This window comes from Curtobacterium sp. RM9 (genome assembly GCF_054956955.1).
On sequence record NZ_CM143271.1, the window covers coordinates 108,119 to 130,566 of the forward strand.

A 22,448-nucleotide genomic window follows, 5' to 3' on the forward strand; every position below is an offset into this window, starting at 1 on the left:
CACCTGGTCGCCTCCGGGCCCGCTCACCGCGCCATCGCCTGGTCGACCCAGCCGCGCCGGTGCGCCCGCAGGCCGAGCGTCACCGCCCGGACCCCGATGTACCCGAGGGAGAACACCGCCCAGAGCCCGGCGAGCGTCCCGCCGGCCCACCCGAGCAGCGGCAGGTACACGACCAGGTTCACCCCGCCCGCGATCGCCAGGTACCGGGCGTCCCCGGCGCCGATGAGTACGCCGTCGAGCACGAACACGTACCCGGCGACCGGCATCCCGAGCGCGATGAGCAGCAGCACGGGCGGCAGGGCTTCGCGCACCGCGGTCGAGTCCGAGAACACCGGCCCGAGCACGCCGCTGACGAGCACCACGAGGAGACCCAGCACCACCCCGCCGACGATCCCGAGCAGCACGAGCCGTCCGGTGACGAGGCGGACCCGGTCGGGGTCGCGTGCACCGAGCGCGTGACCGATGAGCGCCTGCCCCGCGATCGCCAGCGCGTCGAGCGCGAACGCCAGCGTCGAGAAGACGGTGAGGCCCACCTGCGTGGTGGCGAGACCGGTCGTGCCGAGCGCTGCGGCGGCGGAGACGGTCGCGAGCATCGCGATGCGCAACGACGCGGTCCGGAGGAACAGCCACGCCCCGGACCGCAGCGCCCGGGCGACCCCGGAGACGCCCGGCCGCAGCGGTGCGCCCGACGCCCGCGCTGCCCGGACCGCGATCACGACGTACACGGCGGCCATCGCCCACTGCACGACCACCGTGCCGGACGCCGACCCCTCGACGCCCCACCCGGCACCGTAGATGAGGGCGGCGTTGAGCAGCCCGTTCGCGACGAAGCCGACGGTCGCGACGACGAGCGGCGTCCGGGTGTCCTGCAGCCCGCGGAGCAGCCCGGTGGACGCCGTCACGACGAGGATGCCGGGCAGCCCGATCAGCGAGAGCGTGAGGTAGGACGTGGCTGCCGCGGACACCTCGGGCGAGGCACCGAACAGGTCGACGAGCGGACCGGCGAGGGGCCAGCCGACGAGCGCGAGGACGACCCCGAGGGCGAGTGCGAGCCACATCCCGTCGATGCCCGCGTGCACGGCGCCCCGTCGGTCCCCGCCACCGAGGGCCCGCGCCACCGCGGGCGTGGTCGAGTACGCCAGGAACACCAGGAGCCCGGTGACGGTCTGCAGCACCGCGCTGGCCAGGCCGACGGCCGCGAGCGGCGTCGCGCCGAGGTGGCCGACGAGGGCGGTGTCGGTGAGCAGGAACAACGGCTCGACGACGAGCGCGCCGAGCGCGGGCACCGCCAGCCGGAGGACGTCCCGGTCGACGGCCCTGGTCTCCCGGTCACGACGCACCGGACCATCCTCCCGGGTAGCGTGCGCTCGGTGGACGTCACCACGCTGGTCCCGGGGGCGATCGGCATCGCGCTCGCGCCGCTGACCGTCGCCGCCGTGGTGTTCCTGCTCGGTCGGCGCCACGGGCCGTGGTCGGCCGCCGCGTGCGCCGCGGGGTGGATGACGGCGATCACGGTCGGCCTGGTGGTCGCCGTGCTGGCCGGGGAGCGACTGCCGGCGCCGGGGGACGGCGGTCCGCCGGTGCAGGCGTTCATCGCCATCGGGGCCGGGGTGCTCCTCGCCGCACTGGCGGTGTGGCAGTGGCGGGTGCGGAGGCTCCCCGACGGCAGTCCCGCGAGCGCACGCTGGTCGGAGGCGGTCGAGTCGGTCGGCCCGGCGCGGGCCTTCGGTGTCGGCGTGGTCCTGTTCCTCAGCCCGAAGCTGCTCGTGCTCGTGCTGGCCGCCGGGGTCGCGTTCGGCGACGCGGACCCGGCGGCCGGGGCGACCTGGGCGGCGGGCGCCGGCTTCGTGCTCGTGGCCGGGTCGACGGCGCTGCTGCCGATCGTGCTGGCGGTCGCCCTCGGCGACCGCGCGCGGCGGGTGCTGGCCGCGGTGCGCGCGTGGATCGCGCGCTGGGGCTCCGTGCTGCTCGTCGCCGTGCTCGCCGTCCTCGCGGTCGTGCAGTTCGCGGTCGGCGCGGTCGGACTGGTCGCGGCCGCCTGACCGCAGGTCGGTCGTCGGAGCCGACCAGGGGCCGGACGGGAGGCGCGGGGGGGGGCCGCCACGCGCCTCCAGACCGGCGGGTGGTCGCGTCTCAGTCCGCGCGCGGCTCCACGGGGACCCCACCGGTCGCGGCGTGCGCCTCGTCGGTGACGACGGGGGTCTTCGGCTCCGTGCCGCGGGCCCGACCGACGAGGTCCATCACGTGGTAGACGACGATGGCCGCGACGGTGCCGAGGATGATGCCCCCGAACGACGCCTGGCCGAAGCCGAAGGTGAAGTCCGCGATGCCGATGATGAGCGCGATGCCGGCCGTGAGCTGGTTCTTCGGCTTCGCGAAGTCGACGCGGTTCTCGACCCAGATGCGGATGCCGATGACGCCGATCAGGCCGTACAGCGCGGTCGTCGCGCCGCCGAGCACACCCGCGGGCACCGAGGAGATGACCGCGCCGATCTTCGGCGAGAGGCCGAGCAGGACGGCGACGATCGCCGCGACCCAGTACGCCGCGGTCGAGAAGACGCGGGTCGCCGCCATGACGCCGATGTTCTCGCCGTAGGTCGTGGTCGCGGACCCGCCGCCGACGCCCGCCAGCACGGTGGAGACGCCGTCGGCGAAGAGCGCGCGACCGGTCAGCGGCGTCAGGTCACGCCCGGTCAGCTGCCCGACGCCCTTCACGTGCCCGACGTTCTCGGCGACGAGCGCGAGCACGACCGGCACGAACGCCAGGTAGATCGCGAGCTGGGACGGGTCGAACGCCGGCGCGGTGAAGGTGGGCAGGCCGACCAGCGGTGCCTTCGCGACGGCGGCGAAGTCGACCTCGCCCGCGATCAACGCGGCGACGTAGCCGACGACGACGCCGATCACGATCGACAGCCGCCCGACCAGGCCCCGGAACAGGACGGTCACGAGGATGATCGTGCCGAGGGTGATGAGCGCGACGACCGGGGCCTTCGTGAAGTTGTCCCGGGCGGCCGGCGCGAGGTTGAAGCCGATCAGCGCCACGATCGCCCCGGACACCACGGGCGGCATGAGCCGGTCGATCCACCCGGCGCCGGCGAGGTGCACCACGGCCCCGACGACCGCGAGCAGCAGGCCGACGACGATGATGCCGGACAGCGCGAGCGGGATGCCGCCGATCTTCGTCGCTGCGCCGATCGGGGCGATGAACGCGAACGACGAGCCGAGGTAGCTCGGCAGCCGGTTGCCCGTGATCAGCAGGAACAGGATCGTGCCGATGCCGCTGAAGAGCAGCGTCGTCGAGGGCGGGAAGCCGGTGAGGAGCGGCACGAGGAACGTCGCGCCGAACATCGCGACGACGTGCTGGACGCCGAGGCCGATCGTCCGGCCCCAGGTGAGGCGCTCGTCCGGCGCCACGATCGTCGTCGCGGAGACGGTCGCACCGTCACCGTGCAGCTTCCACGGAAGTCCCATGCGAGCACCGTACCGGCAGCACGGCCCCCGTTGCGGGCCCCGACGTCCGGCGCTACTGCCGGTCTGTGCCCGGACCGGCGGCGTGCTCGCGGCGTCGGACGACGAGCGTGCCGATGCCCTGGACGACGAAGAAGACCCCGGCCGCTCCGACGAGGGCCGCCACGGCGACGGACGCGGCGGAGGGTCCGACCGCGACCAGCCGCAGGACGGCGACCACGAGGAAGATCCCGCCGATCACGATGACGACGACCGGGTTCTGGGCGACGAGGAAGCGTCGCCCACCGTTCGCGTCCGCCACGGCACGGGACCGTGCCTGCGCGACCTCGTCCGGAGACCGTCCCGCTCGACGGTCTCCTGCGCGGCGGCGCGCGCGGACGGCGAACCAGACGGCGCCGCCGACCACGAGGGCCAGCGGGGAGGCGATCAGGCCGCCCAGGTGGAACACCCCCGACAGGAAGAGCACCGCCGCGCCCGCGACCACGCCCGCCACCGCCGCGGTCGTCCACCGGTCCGTCCGGCCGTCGGCACCGGTCACGTACCCGGGCCGGCGGGCGTACGGGTCGTGCGGCTGGTCGTCCTCGGACGGCGCGTCCGGACGTGATCTGTCGGCCATGCGTCAGAACGTACCCAGCAACCCTGACCGGCCGGCGTCCTGTGTATGGTGTGTGGAACATCACCAGGAGGACCGATGCACCGCACTGCTCGCTCGACCCGCGCGATCGTGGCCGTCGCCGCGACGCTCGTGACCGTCTCGCCGGCGCTGACGACCGGCCCCGCATCAGCGGCGGTCGCATCCGCGGTCCAGCACGGCCATCCGTCGACGGACTTCACCGCCGGCGTCCGGTCGATCTCGCACGGCCTCGGCATCGTCACCGTGACGGGCACCGCCCCGGTCGGCACGAGCGTCGAGGTGGCGGGGGACGTCGTCGAGCCGGTGTGGACCGAAGCGGGGACCGACGGGCGATGGAGTGCCGCGGTGCGGGTCCGCGTCGGCGAGCACGTCGTCCGGGTCACGTCCGCGGTGAGCGGCGCCGTGGTGGACCTGCCCGTCGAACTCCTCGTCCTGCTCCCGCCCGAGATGCTCGCCACCGTCGACGGGATCGCCCGGACGATCGCACTCGAGGGCACCGCACACCCCGGCGCCCACCTCGTGGTCCGTGAGTCCGGCACCGACACCGACCTCACCGACACGGACGTCGACGACGACGGCTCGTGGGCGGTCACGCTCCGGGGGCTCGCCTACGGGCAGCACCACATCGAGGTCTGGCAGTACTTCGACGGCACCCACAACGGCGGCGTGGACGACGTGTTCACGGTGTCGGGCGCACCCGTGGTCACCGCCGCGACGGCCTCGCGGGAGTCCGGACGGATCCTCCTCGACGGTCGCGCGCCCGCCGGCGCCCAGCTCACGTTCTCGGACCGCGACGGCGCGGTGTCCGGCGACGAGGGAGCCCCACTGCGCGTCACGGCCGGGGCCGACACCCGCTGGCACGCCGAGCTGCCGATCCGCGACGGTGCCCGGTTCGAGCGGATCGTCGTGACGGGACACGACGGGGACGACCTCCTCGGTTCGACCACCGCCGCGGTCACGGTGCCGATCGCACTCACCGGCTCGGTGCACGAACTCCCCGACGGGTCGGTCGAGCTCGCCGGCACGGGGGAGTCCGGCGGCGTCGTCGCCCTCGAGACGGAGACCGGAGCGGCCGTCGCCGCCGCGGACGGCACCCCGATCGTCACGACCATCGCGAAGGGGTGGCGACTCGTCGTCCCGCGCGACGTGCTGCCCGCCGACGTCGTGGTCGTCCGGCAGCGCGTGGACGGCGTCGAGCAGGGCGCGCTCCGGCTCGTCCTGCCGACGCAGCCGGGACGCCCGGCACCAGGACCGCGCCCCGAGCAGTCCGGTCACGTGACCAGCGGCACGCACCACGACAGCGCTGCACCGGCTGGCGGCCGGATCACCGCGCGGTCGACGAGCAGGCTGGCGTACACCGGTGCCGAGCCCGTCGGGCCCCTCGGCGCGGCCGCGGCGCTGCTCCTCGCCGGTCTGGCCGTCCTGGGCGCGTCGCGGCTGCGCAGCCGTCGTCGTGCAGATCGCGCCCGACCCCCTTTCGGACACGGTGACGATGGCTATCGTTGAGCGCATGACCGACGTCGCAAGCACCTCAGGGATCCACACCGACGAGCTCGACGCCACGGTCCGCCCGCAGGACGACCTGTACCGCCACGTCAACGGCTCGTGGATCGCGTCCACGCCGATCCCCGACGACAAGGCCCGGTACGGTTCGTTCACGGTGCTGGCCGAGGCCGCAGAGGTCGCCGTGCGGGACATCATCGAGCGCTCCCAGCAGGCAGCACCGGGCACCGAGGAGCGGAAGGTCGGCGATCTCTTCACGTCCTTCACGGACGAGGAACGCCTGGAGCGGCTCGGCACCGGCCCGATCGAGCCGCTGCTCGCCGAGGTCGACGCGGTCGCCTCGACGGCGGACGTCCTGCGCCTCGTCGGACGCTTCGAGCGCCTCGGCCTGCCGAGCTTCCTCCAGCTCTTCGTCGACAACGACCCGGGCGACCCGGAGTCCTACGTCGTGTTCCTCGAGCAGTCCGGCCTCGGTCTGCCCGACGAGTCGTACTACCGCGAGGAACGCTTCGCCGACATCCGCACGAAGTACCGCGAGTTCGTCGCCGCGATGTTCCCGCTCGCCGGGTTCGCCGACGCCGGTGAGCAGTCCGCCGCGGTGATCGCCCTCGAGACCGCCCTCGCCGCCGTGCACTGGGACAACGTCACCACCCGCGACAGCCAGAAGACCTACAACAAGCTGCCGTGGTCCGAGGTCGCGGCGCTCGCCGAGGGCGTCGACCTCGAGCTGTGGTGGCGCGCGATCGACGCGCCGGCCGGCGCCTTCGAGACCGTGGTCGTCCGCGAGCCGTCCTACGTGACCGGGCTCGCCGCGCTCCTGCGCGACCAGCCACTCGAGGCGTGGAAGGCCTGGCTGCGCTGGCAGGTCGTCCGCGGCTCGGCGGCCTACCTGACGAGCGCGTTCTCGGCCACGAACTTCTCGTTCTACGGCACCGCCCTCACCGGCGCCCCGAAGCAGCGCGAGCGCTGGAAGCGCGGTGTCTCGCTCGTCGAGGGCGCGATGGGCGAGGCCGTCGGGCGCATCTACGTGCAGGAGCACTTCGACGAGACCTCGAAGGCACTCATGGACGACCTCGTCGCGAACCTCGTCGAGGCGTACCGGCAGAGCATCACGGCGCTCGACTGGATGACGGACGAGACCCGTGCGCGGGCCCTCGACAAGCTCGACAAGTTCACCCCGAAGATCGGGTACCCGGTCAAGTGGCGCGACTACTCCGCGCTACCCGTCGACCCGACCGACCTCCTCGCCAACGTCCGCGCGGTCGCGAGCTTCCACGTCGACCGCGAGCTCGGCAAGATCGGGAAGCCGATCGACCGCGACGAGTGGTTCATGACCCCGCAGACGATCAACGCGTACTACAACCCGGGCTTCAACGAGATCGTGTTCCCGGCCGCCATCCTGCAGTTCCCGTTCTTCGACGCCGCCCGCGACGCCGCCGCCAACTACGGCGCGATCGGTGCCGTCATAGGGCACGAGATCGGGCACGGCTTCGACGACCAGGGCTCGCAGTACGACGGCGACGGCCGCCTCGAGAACTGGTGGACCGAGGCGGACCGCGCGGCGTTCGAGGAGCGTACGAAGGCCCTCATCGCGCAGTACGACGCGCTCGTGCCGACCGAGGTGCCGGACGGGCACGTCAACGGCGCGCTGACCATCGGCGAGAACATCGGCGACCTCGGCGGGCTGTCGATCGCGTGGAAGGCGTACCTGCTGTCCCTCGACGGCGAGCAGCCGCCGGTGGTCGACGGGCTCTCCGGTGCCGAGCGGTTCTTCCTGAGCTGGGCGCAGGCCTGGCGCATGGCGATCCGGCCGGAGGAGGCCGCCCGTCTGCTCAGCATCGACCCGCACTCGCCGACGGAGTTCCGGTGCAACCAGGTGGTGCGCAACATCGACGGCTTCTACGACGCCTTCGGCGTGACCGAGCGGGACGCGATGTACCTCGACCCCGCCGAGCGCGTCGCGATCTGGTGATGGCGGAGCCGGACGCGGCTCCGGGTTCCCGGCGGCGACGACACGACGGTCATGCCGCCGGGGGCTCCCGCGCGCGTGGCCGGCACCGCGGTGGCTCCGAGGACCGCTTCTCCGCCACGGTCGAGGCGCTGGGCGGGCTCGCGGTCGAGGGTGCCGGGGTGAGCGCCTCGGTCATCGACACCTCGACGGGCAAGGCGCTGCTCGCCGTCGACGACACCCTCGTCCAGCCCGTCGCGAGCCTCGGCCGCGTGCTGCTCCTCGTCGAGGTCGCCGCACGGCTCGAGGAAGGCGGGCTGCACGGGGACCGACTGCAGCGGATGGCCCGCGACACCGCCACGGGCGCCGGGCTGTGGCAGTTCCTGCAGGAGCCGACGATGCAGGTGTCCGACCTGGCGACCCTGGTCGGGGCGAACGCGGACGCCTGGGCGATGAACGCGCTCCTCTCCACCGTCGGCATCGATGCGGTCCGTGAACGGGCCGAGTCGCTCGGGGTCGAGCGGACGGCGCTCATCGATCGCGTCCGTGACCGCCGTGGCCCGGACGACGCCCCGGACGCCTCGGTCGCGCCGACCGGTGAGCTGAGCTGGCTGATGCGTGGGCTCGCGCTCGGCGAGGTCGTCGACGAGGCGGTGTCGAACCGGGTGCTCGGCTGGCTGTCCCTCGCGAGCGACCTCAGCCTCGTCGCAGGCTCGTTCGGCCTCGACCCGCTCGCGCACCGCGCCCTCGACCACGGGCTGCAGGCGGTCGCGGTCACCGGGTCGAGCACGGGGGTCCGCGCCGAGGCGGGCATCCTCCGTGGCCCGGGCTCGTCGGTCAGCTACGCCGTGACGGTGACGTTCGACGACGCGACGCTGCACCGGCGCCTGGCGGTCGTCGAGGCGCTGCGCACGATGGGCACCGAGGTGCTCGAGGCCGTGCACACCCCCTCCTACCGCTGAGCGCGGACGCGGTGCCGCCCGCCGCGGCCGGTCGGTCCGCGAGCCAGCCCGCAGGCACGAGTGCCCGCACCGCTACACCCGGCACTCCGGCGTGTCACGGGCAGCGTCCAGCCGTCCTGGGCACACTCGGGTCCACAGCCAGGCAGACGAGCGACGGAGGTCGGAACATGGCAGGCAAGCACGAGCAGGCACGCGGCGACGAGGGCCGGGCGGACGGCGTCGAGCCCCGCGCCGGTGCCTTCACGGACAGCGAGATCCCGGGCGAGGAGCACGTCGAGTCCCACGAGCCCACGGGAGAGTTCGTCTCCAGCGACATCCCGGGCGAGACGCGCCCCGACGGTGCCGGCGGCGCGGACGAGGGCGAGTACGTCGAGTCCGACATCCCCGGCGAGGTGGAGCCCACTCCGGACGGCCAGAGCGGGCACTACGTCGACAAGGACGAATGAGCCGACCGGACGCCGATCCGGCCTGACGGCGTCCTCGGGTGCGCTGGCCTCAGTCGACGAGACCGGCGGCCACGAGCCGACGGAGCGTCTCGACGCCCGCCGGTGGGCACCGGTCGGCGTCCGCGGACGTGACCCACGCCAGCTCGTCGACCTCTGCGGAGGCGACGGGCGTGGCGGAGTCTGCCGTGCCTCCAGGTCGGGCGAGGAACAGCGCCATCGCGACCATCGTGCCCTCGCCCTGGCCGTATGCGGCCTCGAGGACGGTGCCGAACGGCTCCAGGTCGACCTCGGTCAGCAGCAGCCCAGTCTCCTCGCGGGCCTCGCGGATCGCTGCCTCGACGTCGGTCTCGTGCGGCTCCGCCTTCCCGCCTGGGAGGTAGAGCACGTCGCGTGCGCGGGCACGCACCATGAGGACGCGGCGGTCGCGCACGAGCAGCAGCGCACTGACGCGCAGCGTCCTGGGCCCGGCAGGCCCGGCCTGGAGGCTCAGCTCGCGTCCGCCTCGTCGGCGCGGTCCGCCACGGCCCGCTCGGGCGCGGTGCGCTCCGCGAGCGGCACGACGGGGGACGGCAGCTCCGCCTCGGGCTCCGGGCGTACGCCGAACAGGGCGTCGAGCGCGCCGACGAACTCCTCGCCGCGACCGGCACGACCGAGCTCGCGGGCGCGGACCGACGGACGGTGGAGCAGGACGCCGACGAGGTGCCGGAGCGCGCGCTCGGTCTGCTCGACGGACTCTGCGTCGGCGTCACGACGCTTCGCGCGGTCGATCTCGTCGTCGAGGATGTCGAAGACGTGCTTCCGGAACGCGACGAGGGCCGGCGTGGTCGACTGCTCGAGCGCCTGGGCGCGGAAGCGCGACACGGCATCGTCGACCATCTGACGGGCCTCGGACTCGGCATTCAGCTCGGCGACCGGCGCGTGGATGCTGATGGTCTCGAGGTCGAGCAGCTCGACGCCGTCGACGTCGGCCGCGTCGGGGTCCACGTTGCGGGGGAGTCCGAGGTCGATGACGATGCGACGGACGCCGTCGTCGAGGTCGGCGGGCTCCACGACCGGCACCTCGCTCGACGTGCAGGTGATGACGACGTCGCTCGTGGCGATCGCCTGGCGCAGGTCACGGGCGGCGACGAGGTCGTGCTTCGCGGCGAACCACGCGGCGCGGCCGGAGGGGGAGAAGACCTGGATGGTGGTGGCGCCGCGGTCGCGGAGGGCGGCGATCGTCGTCGCGGCGTAGCTGCCGGTGCCCACGAGGAGGACACGGGCCCGGCCCCAGTCGGTGATGCGCGAGGACGCGAGCTCGAGGCCGAGGCGCACGAGGGACCGACCGGCGGCACCGATGCGGGTGCGCGTCTTCACGCCGCGGGAGGTGTGTGCGGCCTCCTGGAAGAGGCGCTCGAGGTCCGAGGTGGTGGTGCCGTTGGCGCGGGCGTCCTCGAGCGAGCGACGGACCTGGCCGGAGATCTCGGTCTCGCCGACGACGACGGACTCGAGCCCGCTCGACACGGCGAAGAGGTGCTGCACGACGTCGCCGCCGCCGAGGACGTTCACGGAGTCGAGGACCTCGGTTGGGTCGAGGTCGCTCGCGGTGGCGACGGCGTCGACGGTGGCCGAGACGGCGGAGTCGCGGTCGTCGCCGGCGATGTCGAGGTAGGCCTCGAAGCGGTTGCACGTGGCGAGGACGACGGCCCCGTCCAGCACGTCGGAGTCCGTGACGAGACGGCTCGCGGCGGTCGGTGCGCCGATGCTCAGTCGCTCCAGGAGGTCGAAGCTGGCGTTGCGGTGCGACGCCGTGAGACAGATGAGCACGTGTTCCATCGTAACTCGCGCTCGGTCGACCGGCTGTTCGCCCTCCGCGTGCACGGGACACCCCCAGGCAGCGCGTGCTCCGGCGGCGGTGCGAGAATCGTCCGGTGACCGACGTCTCCCCCGCCGCCCTGCCCGACACGCACCCGCTCGCGACCGGCCGGACCTCGGGGTCACCGCTGGTGCGCGCGCTCCGCGGGGACCGGCCGGAGACCCTCCCGGTGTGGTTCATGCGCCAGGCGGGGCGTTCGCTGCCGGAGTACCGCGACCTGCGCGTCGGCACCGCCATGCTCGACGCGTGCCTCGACCCGGCGATGGCGTCGGAGATCACCCTCCAGCCGGTCCGTCGGCACGGGGTGGACGCCGGCATCTTCTTCAGCGACATCGTCGTGCCGATCAAGCTCGCCGGCGTGGACGTCGAGATCGTCCCCGGCCGCGGGCCGGTGCTCGGCTCGCCGATCCGCACGGCCGCCGACGTGGACGCCCTCGCGCCGCTCGACCCGGCCGCACTCGCCCCGATCACCGAGGCCGTGCAGCGCACCGTGGCGGAGCTCGGCGACACCCCGCTCATCGGCTTCGCCGGTGCACCGTTCACCCTCGCCGCGTACCTCGTCGAGGGCGGGCCGTCGAAGGACCACATCCGCGCGCGCACGCTCATGCACGCCGACCCGGAGACCTGGGCCCGGCTGCTCGACTGGGCCGCCGGCGTCTCGGGGGCGTTCCTGCGAGCGCAGGTGCTCGCCGGTGCCTCGGCCGCGCAGCTCTTCGACTCGTGGGTCGGCTCGCTGTCCCGGGCCGACTACGTCGCCTCGGTCGCACCGCACTCGGCGACCGCCTTCGCGCACGTCGCCGACCTGGGCGTCCCGCGGATCCACTTCGGGGTCGGCAGCGGCGAGGTCCTGCACGAGATGACCACCCTCGGGGACCCGTCCGACGTCGTGGCCGTCGACGCGGTCGGGGTCGACTGGCGCCTGCCGCTCGACGAAGCCGTCCGCCGCGTCGGCACCGGCGTCACCGTGCAGGGCAACATCGACCCGGCGATGCTGGCCGCGCCCTGGCCGGTCCTCGAGGCACACGTGCGCGACGTCGTCCGTCGGGGCGGCGCGGCCCGGGCGCACGTCGTGAACCTCGGGCACGGCGTCCCGCCGGAGACCGACCCGACCGTCCTGACCCGGGTGGTCGAGCTGCTGCACGGGCTCGGCGACGGCACCGGGAGTGCTGCGTGACCGACGTCGTGGTGGTCGGTGGCGGGGTCGCCGGCCTCGTCGCCGCCCGCGACCTCGCCAAGGGCGGCGCGAACGTCGTCCTCGTCGAGGCGTCCGGCGTGCTCGGCGGGATGGTCCGCCGGCACACGGTCGCGGGCATCGACCTCGACATGGCGGCCGACTCGTTCGCCACCCGCAACGACGCCGTCGGCCGGCTCGCGATCGAGCTCGGCCTCGGCAACGACGTCGTCACGCCGGACGCCCGTGGTGCCTGGCTGATGACCCGGGACGGCTGGACGGCCCCGATCCCGCAGACCGGCCTGCTCGGCATCCCGGGCAGTCCGATGGCCGCCGACGTGCTCACCGTGGTCGGGCAACGCGCGGCGCTCCGGGCGCAGATGGACTCGCTGCTGCCCGGACCGGTCGGCGCAGGGGCACCGTCGCTCGGCGCCCTGGTCCGGCGCCGGATGGGCGACCGGGTCCTCGACGACCTCGTCGTGCCGATCGTCGCCGGCGTGCACTCCACCCACCCGGACGACCTCGACCCAGACCGTGTCGCCCCCGGGCTCCGTGCGGCGCTGCTCCGCGAGGGGTCGCTCGCCCGCGCGGTGCTCGCGCTCCGAGCCCGTGCGACCGCGGGGTCGGCCGTCCAGGGCATCCGGGGCGGCATCGTCCGCCTGGTGGACGAACTCACGGCGGACATGGAGACCTACCGCGTCGACGTCCGGCTGCACACCCGAGCGACCGCGATCGAGCAGCACGCGGTCGAGGTGACCGGCCCGGACGGCACGACCGAGCGGCTGCCGGCCGAGCACGTCCTCGCGTCGACGCCCGACCCTGCGCGCGCCACCGGTGCACAGCGGACCGGGATCGAGCTCGTGACGCTCGTCGTCGACCAGCCTGCACTCGACGCGGCACCGCGGGGCACGGGCATGCTCGTGCACCCGGAGGCCGCCGGGGTGTCGGCGAAGGCGATCACCCACGCGACGGTGAAGTGGCCGTGGCTGGCCGAGGCGGCCGCCGGCCGGCACGTCCTGCGCCTCAGCTACGCGACCGGGACCGGCGCGACGAGCGGCCCCGGCGCCGTGGCGGCGACCCGTCCGGCGGACGCGACCGATGCGGACCAGGTCGCCACGAGCCTCCCGGTCGACCCCGACGGACCGACCGGCGTCCGTGCCGCCCGCGACGCGACCGCGATGCTCGGCGTCGCGGTCGAGCCGGCACATGTCGCAGGGGCGTCGAGCGTCCGGTGGTGGGGTCCGGACCGGTCCGCCGCCGGCCTGGCGGAGGGCGTCGTTGGCATCGGCGAGGCGTCGAGCGGACGCGGTCTCGCCGGGATCGTGGCCGCTGCCCGCACCGCGGCTGGGCGCATCCTGGATTCCTGAGCGGACCCCACGCCCGTCGAGGGCTACTGTGGCCGAGAGGCGCCGGACGTATGCCGTTCGACGCATGACCACCGCACACGCACACTGACCCCTCGGAGGAATCGCTCATGCGAGGAAAGCTCCTGTTCGTCGCCGGCGCCGCTCTCGGGTACGTCCTGGGCTCTCGAGCCGGGCGAGCCCGGTACGAGCAGATCAAGACCGTGTCCGGGAAGGTCTGGAACAGCGGCAGCGTCCAGAAGGGCGTGCACGTCGCCGAGGACTTCATCGCCGACAAGACGCCGGACGTCGCCGAGTTCGTCGGCGAGCAGACCAAGAAGGTCGTCCGGAAGGTCGCGCAGAAGAAGGACTCCGCGACCTCATGACCGACACCCGCGACCGCAAGTCGCGTTCGCTGTTCGGCCTGGTCGGGGACGTCCCCAAGCTCGTCAAGAACCTGGTCAAGGGCGAACTCGACCTGCTCAAGGCCGAGATGCTCGCGAAGGCGAAGATCTTCGCCCTCGCCGCCGGGCTCCTGGTGGGCGCGCTCGTCATCGTGCTCTACGCGATCGGCGTGCTCCTCACCGCGGCCGTGATGGGCCTCGCGACCGTGATGCCGGCGTGGCTCGCCGCGCTGATCATCGCCGTCGTGATGCTGATCGTCGCCGCGGTCCTCGGACTGCTCGGGTGGAAGCGCCTGAAGAAGGGCCTGCCGATCACGCCGAAGCGCACGATCGACAGCGTCAAGAACGACGTCAACGCCGTGAAGGGCCTCGGCAAGAAGCCGACCCCGCCGGCGCAGTACGGTGCTCGCAAGCCCGACGTCGACGGCCGCTTCTAGCGTCCCGCTCGTCCACACCTCCGGAGGAACCACGTGACCGACCCGCACGACGCCCTGGCCGACCGCGTCGCCGCCACCCGCGCCCAGCTCTTCGACACCCTCGACGCGATCGAGGACAAGTTCAACGTGCCGAAGCAGCTCGGCATCGCGGCCGCCAAGGTCAAGCGCGGTGTCGAGGAGAAGCCGGTGCCCTACCTGGCCGGTCTCGCAGCGGGTGTGGCGGTGGTCGGGGGTATCGTCGTAGCGGTGCTCCGACGGCGGTAGGCCGCCCATCGGTGGTCTCCGGTCGCGAGCGCGCAGCCACGACCCAGGCAACCGACAGGACAAAGGAACCATGAGCTCCGACGTGCAGCCCCCGGCACAAGCAGCGTCCACCCACGAGACCGATCCCGCGTCGGGCATCGACCCGAACCTCATGACGGCGTACGCCCTCTGGGCCGTGTTCCGCCGTCCGCTCGGACCGGTCCACCGCGGCGGGGACGACGCCGTGGCCGAACTCGACGCCGTCGTGGCGTCGGCTGCCGAGCGCGGCGTCACGATCCGCGGCTTCTACGACGTCTCCGGCTTCCGCGCCGATGCCGACGTCATGATCTGGCTGCACGGCGACGACGCACAGGCGATCCAGGCCGTGCTCCGCGACGTCCGTCGGACCGGGCTGTTCCAGGACGCCGAGCCGGTGTGGCACGTGATGGCCATGCACCGCGAGGCCGAGTTCAACAAGCGGCACACCCCCGCGTTCCTCCGCGGCAAGGAGCCCGAGGCCTGGATCACGGTCTACCCGTTCGTCCGCTCCTTCGAGTGGTACCTCCTTCCGGAGGAGGAGCGCTCGAAGATGCTCCGCGACCACGGCATCGCCGGCGCCAAGTACCGCCGGGTGCTCACGAACACGATCGCCACCTTCGCGTTGAGCGACTACGAGTGGATCCTGCCGCTCGAGAGCCCCGACCTGGTCGACCTCGTCGACCTCATGCGCGACCTGCGCTACACCGAGGCGCGCATGCACGTGCGCGAGGAGGTCCCCTTCTTCACCGGTCGTCGCGTGACGACCGCCGAGCTGCCGGAGGTGCTGTCGTGACCGACACCAGCCAGATCACGAACGGCCAGGGCACCGTCCTCGCCGCGACGCCCGCCGCGGCCAGCGGTCCCGAGCACGTCGAGGTCCCCACCGCGTACGACGCGATCCTGCTCGCCGGCTTCGGCGGCCCCGAGGGCCAGGACGACGTCATCCCCTTCCTCCGCAACGTCACCCGCGGCCGCGGGATCCCGGACGAGCGCCTCGAGGAGGTCGCGCACCACTACCGGCACTTCGGCGGCGTCAGCCCGATCAACGCGCAGAACCGAGCGCTGAAGGCGGCGCTCGAGGGCGAGCTCGCGGCGCGCGGCATCGACATGCCCGTGCTGTGGGGCAACCGCAACTGGGCGCCCTACCTCGAAGAGGCCTTCACCGAGGCCGCCGACAAGGGCTACAACAAGCTCATCGCCATCGCGACGAGCGCGTACTCGTCGTTCTCGAGCTGCCGTCAGTACCGCGAGGACTACGCCCGCGTGCTGACCGAGACCGGCCTGGTCGACACGATCCAGATCGACAAGATCCGCCAGTTCTTCGACCACCCGGGCTTCGTCCGCCCCTTCGTCGACGGCGTCCGCGACGGCATGGCCCGTGCGATCGCCGAGAACGAGGGCCTCGACGTGGCGACCGAGCTGCGCATCCTGTTCTCGACGCACTCCATCCCGTCCACCGACGCCGCGAAGTCCGGTCCCGACTACCGGGGCTTCGACGAGCACGGCGCGTACGAGGCACAGCACCTCGCGGTGGGCGAGGTCGTCCTCGAGCAGGCGTGGAACGAGCTCCTCGAGCAGCCCGAGCACGCGCACCTGCAGGGCACGTCGAAGCCGGCGTGGAAGCTCGTCTACCAGTCGCGCTCCGGCCCCCCGTCGCAGCCCTGGCTCGAGCCGGACATCAACGACTACATGAACGAGGAGCTCGCGGGCGGGCCCACCCGTGCCGTGCTCATCGTCCCGCTCGGCTTCGTGAGCGACCACATGGAGGTCATGTGGGACCTCGACGAAGAAGCCACCGAGACGGCGGGTGAGCTCGGCTTCTGGTCGCTCCGCACCCAGACGCCCGGCGTCGACCCCGCGTACGTGTCGGGCCTCGTCGACCTGGTGCTCGAGCGGGTGAACGGTCTGCCGAAGAGCGAGCGTCCGCACCTGACCGACATCGGCCCCTGGTACGACGTCTGCCGTCCGGGCTGCTGCGAGAACGTGCGCGCGGGGTTCAAACCGGCCGCTGCCGGGGTCGCCCCGTGACGGACGCGGACAGCGCGCCGACCACCGCCGACGGCACTGCACCGACCGACGGGCCGGCGCCGATCCGGCTCGGTACGCGGGCCAGCCGGCTCGCGGTGTCCCAGTCGCAGGACGTCGCAGACCGCCTGGCGAAGGCGTCCGGCCGACCGGTCGAGCTCGTCACGGTGACGAGCGAAGGCGACACGAACCGTGCCTCCCTGGCGAGCCTCGGCGGCACCGGCGTCTTCGCCAGTGCCCTGCGCGAAGCGCTCGTCGCCGGCGAGGTCGACGTGCTCGTGCACTCCCTCAAGGACCTGCCGACCGCGCCGTACGACGGCCTGACGATCGCGGCGGTGCCGAAGCGCGCCGACGCCCGCGACGTCCTGGTCGCGCGCAACGCGGCGACGGTCGAGACCCTGCCCGAGGGCGCCAAGGTCGGCACGGGGTCACCCCGCCGGGTCGCGCAACTCAAGGCGAAGCGCCCGGACCTCGACGTCGTGGACATCCGCGGCAACATCGACACCCGGCTCGGCCGGATCGACGACGACCTCGACGCCGTCGTGCTCGCCGCCGCCGGCCTCGGGCGGATCGGTCGGCTCGACGCAGCGACCGAGCTGCTCGACCTCGGCTTCTGGCCGAGTGCGCCGGGTCAGGGCGCGCTGGCCGTCGAGATCCGCACCGACGAGACCGACCGGTCGCTGCTCGCCGCGCTCCGCAAGATCGACCACGCGCCGACGCGCCTCACCGTGACCGCCGAGCGCGAGGTCCTCGCCAAGCTCGAGGCGGGCTGCTCCGCGCCGATCGGTGCGACCGCGGTCGTGGACGCCGAGCTCCTGCTCGTCTCCGCCACGGTCTACCGCCCCGACGGCGCCGAGTACCGGACCGCATCGCACGCGGCGCACCTGGACGGGTCCGCGCAGGACCGTCTCGACGAGGCACTCGAGGTGGCCGGTCGGGTCGCCGCCGAGCTGCTGGAGAACGGGGCGGCCGAGCTCGCCGACCTGGCCTCCTCGGTCTCCGGCACGCCCGCCGACGGCGACCACTCGGCCGGACCCGGTCTGGCGACGCCCGCGGCCGAGCAGCCGGCCGACGACGCCTCGACGACCACCGCGTCCATGCCGACCACCGCGACGGACTAGGCACCATCACGGCCGACACCACCCCCGCCGCGGACGAGGCACGACCCCCGGTCGTCCTCGTCCCGCGCGGCGGCGCGTGGGGTGAAGCGGTCGCCGAGGCGGCACGCGCGCGCGGTCTCGCGCCCGTCGTGGTGCCGCTCATCACCGACGTGCCGCCCGCGGACGTGGCCGCCCTCGACGCGGCCCTCGCCGGACTCGTGGTCACGGGCCCGGCCGGGAGGCGCGACGCACCACCCGCGGACCGCACCCGTCCCGACGGGGCCGGTCCCGGAGCCCCCTGGCTGGCGGTGACCAGTGCAACGGCCGTACGCGTGGTCGCCGGACGGATGCCGCGCCTCCCGGCCGGCGTGCGCGTGGCGTGCGTCGGCGGGGCGACCGCACGGGCAGCTCGTGATGCCGGGTGGTCCGTCGACCTGGTGCCCGACGAGGAGTCGGCCGCCGGGCTCGCGGCCGCGCTGCCGTCCGACGTGACGCACGTGCTCTTCCCCCGCTCCGAGATCGCGGCGCCGACGTTCGTGCAGGCGCTCCGGGCCCGCGGCATCCGGGTGTCGGAGGTGGTCGCGTACCGTACCGTGGGGACGGGCGACGAGCCGGTCGTCCTCACCCCACCCCCCGACGCCGTGCTCGTGACGAGCGGCAGCGTCGCGCAGCAGGTCGTCCGCCGGATGACCCCCCTCGACCCCCGCACGCACGTCGCGTGCATCGGACCGTCCACCGCCGACGCGGCCCGTGCAGCCGGGCTCCCCGTGCACGTCGTCGCCCGCGAGCGGTCCGCCGAAGCCCTCCTCGACGCCGTCGTCGAGACCCTCCACCCGAACCCCAGAACAGGAAGGTCATCGTGACTGGACGCTTCCCCCAGGTCCGACCCCGTCGACTCCGCGCGACCCCCGCGATGCGACGACTCGTGGCCGAGACCCGGCTCCACCCCGCCGAGCTCGTGCTGCCGATGTTCATCCGCGAGGGGGCGACCGAGGCGGTGCCGATCTCGAGCATGCCGGGTGTGGCCCAGCACTCGCTCGACTCCTTCCGCCGCGCGCTGAACGAGGCCGCTGAGCAGGGCGTCGGCGGCGTGAACCTGTTCGGTGTGCCGACGTCGAAGGACGCCGAGGGCTCCGGCGCGACCGACCCGGACGGCATCCTCAACGTCGCGATCCGCGTGGCGAAGGAGGAGGTCGGCGACGCGCTCGTCGTGCAGTCCGACCTGTGCCTCGACGAGTTCACCGACCACGGGCACTGCGGTGTCCTCGCCGCCGACGGGTCGGTCGACAACGACGCGACCCTGCTGCGCTACCGCGACATGGCCGTGGTGCAGGCCGAGGCCGGCGCCGAGCTCGTCTGCATGAGCGGGATGATGGACGGCCAGATCGCCGCCGCCCGCGACGCCCTCGACGGTGCCGGACACAGCGGCACGGCGCTCCTGGCGTACTCCGCGAAGTACGCGTCGGCGTTCTACGGCCCGTTCCGCGAGGCCGTCGCGTCGACGCTCGTCGGTGACCGCCGGACGTACCAGATCGACGCCGCGGACGGCCGTCAGGGCCTTCGCGAGGTGCAGCTCGACATCGAGGAGGGCGCCGACATCGTCATGGTGAAGCCGGCGATGAGCTACCTCGACGTCCTCGCCGAGACCGCTGCGACGTCGTCCGTGCCGGTCTGGGCGTACCAGATCTCCGGCGAGTACGCGATGATCACCGCGGCGGCGCAGAACGGCTGGATCGACCGTGACGCCGCCGCGATGGAGGCCCTCGTCGGCATCAAGCGCGCCGGTGCGGACGCCATCCTCACCTACTTCGCGGTGGACATCGCACGGAAGCTCAACCAGGAGGCCGGCCTGCGCACGACCGGCAGCACCGCGGCGGTGTCCGGCGTCGCATCGACCGGGAAGGCCCCCGAATGACCACCACCACGAACGACCAGCTCTTCGGTCGCGCGAAGAACAGCATCCCCGGCGGCGTGAACTCGCCCGTCCGGGCATACGGCTCCGTCGGTGGCACGCCCCGCTTCCTGACCGCCGCGAAGGGCGCGTACGTCACCGACGCCGAGGGCCGCGAGTACGTCGACCTCGTCGCGTCGTGGGGGCCGGCCATCCTCGGGCACGCCCACCCCGGCACGGTCGAGGCCGTGCAGCAGGCGGCGGCCCGTGGCCTGAGCTTCGGGGCGTCGACCCCGGGGGAGACCGAGCTCGCCGAACTCGTCAAGCAGCGCGTGCAGGTGGACGGCGACGGGCCGATCGAGAAGCTCCGCATGGTGTCCACCGGCACCGAGGCGACCATGACCGCGATCCGACTCGCCCGCGGGTACACCGGCCGCGACCTCCTCGTGAAGTTCGCCGGGCACTACCACGGGCACTCGGACTCCCTGCTCGCCGAGGCCGGGTCGGGGGTCGCGACGCTCGCGCTCCCGGGCAGTGCCGGCATCACCGCCGAGACCGCCGCGCAGACCCTCGTGCTGCCGTACAACGACCTCGACGCCGTCCGCGCGGCGTTCGACGAGCACTCCGAGCGCATCGCCGCGGTGATCGTCGAGGCGGCGGCCGCGAACATGGGCGTCCTCGCCCCCGAGCGCGGCTTCAACCGCTCGCTCGCGCAGATCACGAAGGCGCACGGCGCGCTGCTCATCGTCGACGAGGTGCTCACCGGATTCCGCGTCGGCCCCGCCGGCTGGTGGGGCCTCGAGGCGTCGAACACCGTGCCCGACGGCGCCGGGTGGAAGCCCGACCTCGTCACGTTCGGCAAGGTCATCGGCGGTGGGATGCCCCTCGCCGCCCTCGGTGGTCGCCGCGAGGTGATGGACTTCCTCGCGCCGCTCGGCCCCGTCTACCAGGCGGGCACGCTGTCCGGGAACCCGCTCGCGGTCGCCGCGGGCACGGCCACGCTCCGCGCCGCGACGCCCGAGGTCTACGCACACCTCGACCGCACGGCGCAGACAATCGCCCGGGCGACGAGCGCGGCGCTGTCGGCCGAGGGCGTGGCGCACACCGTGCAGCACGCCGGCAACCTGTTCTCGTTCGCCTTCACCGAGACGGCGCCGCGGAACTACGACGACGTGCGGGCGCAGGAGGCGTTCCGGTACGCGCCGTTCTTCCACAGCATGCTGGACGCCGGGGTGACCCTGCCGCCGAGCGTGTTCGAGGCGTGGTTCGTCACGGCGGCGCACGACGAGCGGGCCGTCGGGCGGATCCTGGAAGCGCTCCCCGCCGCCGCGAAGGCGGCGGCCGCAGCGACGGTCTAGCCGCGACCGCAGTCGGACGGGAGGCGCGGTGCCGGCTGGCACCGCGCCTCCCGTCCGTCGTCGGTGCCGGTCACGGGGACGGGGCGGTCAGGACGCGCGCCGCGCCGCCCAGCGCCCCTCGGCACGCACGACTGCGAGCGGGAAGTCGAAGGCGTGCGACACCGCCGACGACGTGATGACCTCGTCCGAGGTGCCCTGCGCGACCACCGCCCCGTCCCGCAGCAGCAGCGCGTGCGAGGTCGAGGCGGGCAGGTCCTCGAGGTGGTGCGTCACCATCACGCTGCCGAGGTCCGGGTGCCGGGTCCGCAGCGCGTCGACGGTCTCGAGCAGGTGCTCGCGGGCGGCGACGTCGAGCCCGGTCGCCGGCTCGTCGAGCAGCAGCAGCCGCGGCTCCGCGATGAGCGCCCGGGCGATGAGCGCGCGGCCCCGCTCGCCCTGGGAGAGCACCGGCCAGCGGGCGTCGACCCGGCGGGAGAGCCCGACGTCGTCGATGTGCTGCCGGGCGTCGGCGATCTGGTCGGCGGTCGGCTCCCACCGCAGCATGAGGTCGGTCGTCCCCGTGATGCCGGTGAGCACGGTCTCGAGCACGGTCAGCGGCGAGAGCATCCGGTGCCGCGGGTCGACGTGGCCGATGTGTTCGCGCAGCTCCCGCACGTCGACACGGCCGAGGCGCCGCCCGAGCAGGTCGACCGTGCCGGCGGTCGGGTGGCCGTTCGCGCCGAGCACGGCCAGCAGTGTCGACTTGCCGGCGCCGTTCGGCCCGAGGAGCGCCCAGTGCTCGCCGCTCCGGACGGTCAGGTCGACGTCGTGCAGCAGGTCGCGGCCGGAGCGCGTGACCCTGAGGCCCGCGGTGCGGAGGAGGACGTCGTTCACCCGTCCATCCTGCCGCTCCCGCGGACGCCCGGTGGTCAGCTCGCGGCTGCCGCCCGGGCCGTCGCCATGTGCTCGGCCATCGCACGGGACAGGCCGCGGACGATGGCGCCGGCGGCCTCGCCGTCACGCCCCTTCGCCGCGGCGCGGAAGCCGTCGAGGCTGTCCTTGATGTCCCAGAAGACGAACTCGGGCTGCCCGATGCGGACGAACTTCGCGCGGTTCAGGACACCCTCGGAGGTCTTGACGAGGAGCTCGTTGCCGGAGCGGGCGACGAGGAACGCGATGAGGGCGTCGATGTCGTCGTTGATCGCACGGTCCTCGGCCTCGGCGTGTGCGCGCACGTCGTCGAGGATCTTCCCGAGCTGCTTCTCGGCGGCGGCGTCGAGCTGCGGGACGGACCAGCGGGCGGCCAGCTCGGCGAAGCCGAACAGGAGCTGGAAGGCGTCGTCGTACTGCTCGGCGGTCGGCGAGGCGACGCGGGTGTACCGGTTCGCCTCCATCTCGACGAGGCCGTAGTCGACGAGCTTGGCGATCGCCTCGCGGATGGGCGTGCGACTGACGCCGAGCCATGCGACGAGCTCGTCGTCGTTCAGGCGTTCGCCGGCCTGCAGCGTGCCGTCCTGGATCGCGGCGAGCATCTTCTCGAGCACGACGTCGCGCAGCAGCTTCCGCGGCGAGTTCTCGACGGTCGACTTGGGCACCGGCATGCGCTGCTCCTCACGGGTTCGGGTGTTGGTGTTCCAAACCT

At 73.5% G+C, this 22,448-nt stretch carries 23 protein-coding genes; 16 read left to right on the top strand and 7 right to left on the bottom strand.

The window, feature by feature from the left end; translation table 11 throughout:
• Positions 1-23: 23 nt before the first annotated feature.
• Positions 24-1,340 carry an MATE family efflux transporter gene (locus tag ACY3FI_RS00505; RefSeq protein ID WP_462548766.1) on the bottom strand — a complete coding sequence of 439 codons (1,317 nt, stop codon included), beginning with the start codon at positions 1,338-1,340 and terminating at the stop codon, positions 24-26.
• A gap of 30 nt (positions 1,341-1,370) precedes the next feature.
• Between ACY3FI_RS00505 and ACY3FI_RS00510 the strand changes: the two genes are divergently transcribed.
• Positions 1,371-2,042, top strand: a complete 672-nt coding sequence (locus ACY3FI_RS00510) for a GAP family protein (RefSeq protein WP_462548767.1) — start codon at positions 1,371-1,373, stop codon at positions 2,040-2,042.
• 91 nt (positions 2,043-2,133) lie between these two features.
• On the opposite strand, the gene ACY3FI_RS00515 is transcribed toward ACY3FI_RS00510, so the two are convergent.
• Positions 2,134-3,471: a uracil-xanthine permease family protein gene (locus tag ACY3FI_RS00515; RefSeq protein WP_462548768.1), complete on the bottom strand. Its 1,338-nt coding sequence runs from the start codon at positions 3,469-3,471 to the stop codon at positions 2,134-2,136.
• Between the two features lie 52 nt (positions 3,472-3,523).
• Complete coding sequence (locus ACY3FI_RS00520; RefSeq protein ID WP_462548769.1) at positions 3,524-4,084, bottom strand: hypothetical protein; 561 nt, start codon at positions 4,082-4,084, stop codon at positions 3,524-3,526.
• Between the two features lie 75 nt (positions 4,085-4,159).
• Between ACY3FI_RS00520 and ACY3FI_RS00525 the strand changes: the two genes are divergently transcribed.
• From ACY3FI_RS00525 to ACY3FI_RS00540, 4 genes are all read left to right on the top strand, one after another.
• On the top strand, positions 4,160-5,608 hold the full coding sequence (locus tag ACY3FI_RS00525) for a hypothetical protein (RefSeq protein ID WP_462548770.1): 1,449 nt from the start codon (positions 4,160-4,162) through the stop codon (positions 5,606-5,608).
• A gap of 4 nt (positions 5,609-5,612) precedes the next feature.
• Positions 5,613-7,577, top strand: coding sequence for a M13 family metallopeptidase (locus ACY3FI_RS00530; RefSeq protein WP_462548771.1), 1,965 nt, complete (start codon positions 5,613-5,615; stop codon positions 7,575-7,577).
• On the top strand, positions 7,577-8,515 hold the full coding sequence (locus tag ACY3FI_RS00535) for a serine hydrolase (RefSeq protein ID WP_462548772.1): 939 nt from the start codon (positions 7,577-7,579) through the stop codon (positions 8,513-8,515). Before ACY3FI_RS00530 ends, ACY3FI_RS00535 begins: the two co-directional genes overlap by 1 nt.
• Before the next feature lie 167 nt (positions 8,516-8,682).
• Entirely contained in the window at positions 8,683-8,961 is a 279-nt protein-coding gene (locus ACY3FI_RS00540) for a hypothetical protein (protein ID WP_462548773.1), read from the top strand.
• Between the two features lie 49 nt (positions 8,962-9,010).
• Here ACY3FI_RS00540 and ACY3FI_RS00545 read toward each other — a convergent pair whose 3' ends face one another.
• Both ACY3FI_RS00545 and ACY3FI_RS00550 read right to left on the bottom strand, forming a co-directional pair.
• Positions 9,011-9,451, bottom strand: coding sequence for an NUDIX hydrolase (locus tag ACY3FI_RS00545; RefSeq protein ID WP_462550380.1), 441 nt, complete (start codon positions 9,449-9,451; stop codon positions 9,011-9,013).
• A complete protein-coding gene (locus ACY3FI_RS00550) occupies positions 9,448-10,767 on the bottom strand; it encodes a glutamyl-tRNA reductase (RefSeq protein WP_462548774.1) in 1,320 nt (439 codons plus the stop codon). Before ACY3FI_RS00550 ends, ACY3FI_RS00545 begins: the two co-directional genes overlap by 4 nt.
• A 104-nt stretch (positions 10,768-10,871) precedes the next feature.
• Between ACY3FI_RS00550 and hemE the strand changes: the two genes are divergently transcribed.
• The 11 genes from hemE (at position 10,872) to hemL (ending at position 20,827) form a co-directional block, all read left to right on the top strand.
• A complete protein-coding gene (gene hemE / locus ACY3FI_RS00555; RefSeq protein WP_462548775.1) occupies positions 10,872-11,990 on the top strand; it encodes a uroporphyrinogen decarboxylase in 1,119 nt (372 codons plus the stop codon).
• On the top strand, positions 11,987-13,354 hold the full coding sequence (locus tag ACY3FI_RS00560; RefSeq protein WP_462548776.1) for a protoporphyrinogen/coproporphyrinogen oxidase: 1,368 nt from the start codon (positions 11,987-11,989) through the stop codon (positions 13,352-13,354). Before hemE ends, ACY3FI_RS00560 begins: the two co-directional genes overlap by 4 nt.
• A 107-nt stretch (positions 13,355-13,461) precedes the next feature.
• Entirely contained in the window at positions 13,462-13,716 is a 255-nt protein-coding gene (locus ACY3FI_RS00565; RefSeq protein WP_462548777.1) for a hypothetical protein, read from the top strand.
• A complete protein-coding gene (locus tag ACY3FI_RS00570; RefSeq protein WP_462548778.1) occupies positions 13,713-14,171 on the top strand; it encodes a phage holin family protein in 459 nt (152 codons plus the stop codon). The genes ACY3FI_RS00565 and ACY3FI_RS00570 overlap by 4 nt, the downstream gene beginning before the upstream one ends.
• 33 nt (positions 14,172-14,204) lie before the next feature.
• On the top strand, positions 14,205-14,435 hold the full coding sequence (locus ACY3FI_RS00575; RefSeq protein WP_462548779.1) for a DUF3618 domain-containing protein: 231 nt from the start codon (positions 14,205-14,207) through the stop codon (positions 14,433-14,435).
• 70 nt (positions 14,436-14,505) lie between these two features.
• Positions 14,506-15,246 (top strand): hydrogen peroxide-dependent heme synthase, encoded by a 741-nt coding sequence (gene hemQ, locus ACY3FI_RS00580; protein ID WP_462548780.1) that lies wholly within the window; start codon positions 14,506-14,508, stop codon positions 15,244-15,246.
• Positions 15,243-16,481 carry a ferrochelatase gene (locus ACY3FI_RS00585; protein WP_462548781.1) on the top strand — a complete coding sequence of 413 codons (1,239 nt, stop codon included), beginning with the start codon at positions 15,243-15,245 and terminating at the stop codon, positions 16,479-16,481. The genes hemQ and ACY3FI_RS00585 overlap by 4 nt, the downstream gene beginning before the upstream one ends.
• Positions 16,478-17,599 (top strand): hydroxymethylbilane synthase, encoded by a 1,122-nt coding sequence (hemC, locus tag ACY3FI_RS00590; protein ID WP_462548782.1) that lies wholly within the window; start codon positions 16,478-16,480, stop codon positions 17,597-17,599. Before ACY3FI_RS00585 ends, hemC begins: the two co-directional genes overlap by 4 nt.
• Positions 17,600-17,604: 5 nt before the next feature.
• Positions 17,605-18,441 carry a uroporphyrinogen-III synthase gene (locus tag ACY3FI_RS00595; protein WP_462550381.1) on the top strand — a complete coding sequence of 279 codons (837 nt, stop codon included), beginning with the start codon at positions 17,605-17,607 and terminating at the stop codon, positions 18,439-18,441.
• Entirely contained in the window at positions 18,438-19,493 is a 1,056-nt protein-coding gene (gene hemB / locus ACY3FI_RS00600) for a porphobilinogen synthase (protein ID WP_462548783.1), read from the top strand. Before ACY3FI_RS00595 ends, hemB begins: the two co-directional genes overlap by 4 nt.
• Positions 19,490-20,827: a glutamate-1-semialdehyde 2,1-aminomutase gene (hemL, locus tag ACY3FI_RS00605; RefSeq protein ID WP_462548784.1), complete on the top strand. Its 1,338-nt coding sequence runs from the start codon at positions 19,490-19,492 to the stop codon at positions 20,825-20,827. Before hemB ends, hemL begins: the two co-directional genes overlap by 4 nt.
• Positions 20,828-20,914: 87 nt before the next feature.
• Here the strand turns inward: hemL and ACY3FI_RS00610 are convergent, their stop codons facing one another.
• Together ACY3FI_RS00610 and ACY3FI_RS00615 are read right to left on the bottom strand one after the other, a co-directional pair.
• Complete coding sequence (locus tag ACY3FI_RS00610) at positions 20,915-21,700, bottom strand: ABC transporter ATP-binding protein (RefSeq protein ID WP_462548785.1); 786 nt, start codon at positions 21,698-21,700, stop codon at positions 20,915-20,917.
• A gap of 35 nt (positions 21,701-21,735) precedes the next feature.
• Positions 21,736-22,407: a GntR family transcriptional regulator gene (locus tag ACY3FI_RS00615; RefSeq protein ID WP_462548786.1), complete on the bottom strand. Its 672-nt coding sequence runs from the start codon at positions 22,405-22,407 to the stop codon at positions 21,736-21,738.
• Positions 22,408-22,448 lie beyond the last annotated feature (41 nt).

Coding starts and splice junctions, on each gene's coding strand:
- ACY3FI_RS00515 (WP_462548768.1), bottom strand. CDS start 3,471: ATGGGACTTCCGTGGAAGCTGCACGGTGACGGTGCGACCGTCTCCGCG.
- ACY3FI_RS00520 (WP_462548769.1), bottom strand. CDS start 4,084: ATGGCCGACAGATCACGTCCGGACGCGCCGTCCGAGGACGACCAGCCG.
- ACY3FI_RS00525 (WP_462548770.1), top strand. CDS start 4,160: ATGCACCGCACTGCTCGCTCGACCCGCGCGATCGTGGCCGTCGCCGCG.
- ACY3FI_RS00530 (WP_462548771.1), top strand. CDS start 5,613: ATGACCGACGTCGCAAGCACCTCAGGGATCCACACCGACGAGCTCGAC.
- ACY3FI_RS00535 (WP_462548772.1), top strand. CDS start 7,577: ATGGCGGAGCCGGACGCGGCTCCGGGTTCCCGGCGGCGACGACACGAC.
- ACY3FI_RS00540 (WP_462548773.1), top strand. CDS start 8,683: ATGGCAGGCAAGCACGAGCAGGCACGCGGCGACGAGGGCCGGGCGGAC.
- ACY3FI_RS00565 (WP_462548777.1), top strand. CDS start 13,462: ATGCGAGGAAAGCTCCTGTTCGTCGCCGGCGCCGCTCTCGGGTACGTC.
- ACY3FI_RS00570 (WP_462548778.1), top strand. CDS start 13,713: ATGACCGACACCCGCGACCGCAAGTCGCGTTCGCTGTTCGGCCTGGTC.
- hemQ (WP_462548780.1), top strand. CDS start 14,506: ATGAGCTCCGACGTGCAGCCCCCGGCACAAGCAGCGTCCACCCACGAG.
- hemL (WP_462548784.1), top strand. CDS start 19,490: ATGACCACCACCACGAACGACCAGCTCTTCGGTCGCGCGAAGAACAGC.
- ACY3FI_RS00615 (WP_462548786.1), bottom strand. CDS start 22,407: ATGCCGGTGCCCAAGTCGACCGTCGAGAACTCGCCGCGGAAGCTGCTG.